This is a genomic window from Adlercreutzia equolifaciens (assembly GCF_029076695.1).
Taxonomy (GTDB): Bacteria; Actinomycetota; Coriobacteriia; order Coriobacteriales; family Eggerthellaceae; genus Adlercreutzia; species Adlercreutzia equolifaciens_A.
In genome coordinates this window covers 1-367 of record NZ_JARFIK010000129.1, presented here as the reverse complement: position 1 = coordinate 367, position 367 = coordinate 1, and the positions used below count along the sequence as shown (strand labels likewise).

Genomic DNA, 367 nt, shown 5'->3' with positions numbered 1-367 from the left:
CAAAGATGGCGAAGGCCGCGGCATATCTGCAGGGGAGAAATTATGTGATCCCGGCAGATGTTATGGATATATTTGAGGATGTGGCGATCCACAGGATCATATTGAATATGAAGGCAAAAGTGGGACATATCAGGACAGAAGAACTGATCCGGCGGATTGTTGAGCAGGTGCAGCAGCCAAGTCTTCAGAAGAGGCGGTGAAAAAATGATAAAAAGATGCATTGCCTATGGAGCAGCGATGCTGGTAATTCTGTATACATTTTTGATCTATGATGCAGAAGTGCTGTCTGCAATTTTAATTCTCTCCATATTGTATCCAATTTTATCTCTGAGCTGGCTCACCTTGACCAGAAAATCCTTGCGGACAG

At 44.1% G+C, this 367-nt stretch carries 1 pseudogene; it reads left to right on the top strand.

Features of this window, described 5'->3' with window-relative positions:
• A pseudogene (locus PZH32_RS11765) lies at window positions 1-200 on the top strand (hypothetical protein); the annotation flags it as partial.
• Between the last annotated feature and the right edge of the window lie 167 nt (window positions 201-367).